Consider the following 285-nt stretch of genomic DNA (forward strand, 5'->3'; position numbering starts at 1 on the left):
CAAAAGTCAATCTTGTTCCATTTGTGACCTTGGATGCAGAGAGCATTGAAAACTCGGTTGACACTATGGTTGACAATATTGCTAAGGCGAATATTCTATTCTTTGCAGGTGGATTCTCGGCTGCGGATGAACCAGATGGGTCTGCTAAGTTTATCGTGACTATCTTACGAAACGCCAAGGTCCGCTCTGCTATTGACCAATTTATCGAAAAAAGAGGCCTCATCATCGGTATCTGTAATGGTTTCCAGGCCCTTGTCAAATCGGGCTTGTTGCCGTATGGAAACT

The 285-nt window shown here is 44.2% G+C and carries 1 protein-coding gene; it reads left to right on the forward strand.

Translation table 11 applies throughout. The features are described 5' to 3' along the window. Window positions 1-285 (forward strand): phosphoribosylformylglycinamidine synthase subunit PurQ (locus C1G53_RS06815; protein WP_192873109.1); only part of this gene is annotated, 285 nt, incomplete at both ends.

It is taken from the genome of Streptococcus suis (genome assembly GCF_002960445.1).
Classification (GTDB): domain Bacteria; phylum Bacillota; class Bacilli; order Lactobacillales; family Streptococcaceae; genus Streptococcus; species Streptococcus hyiners.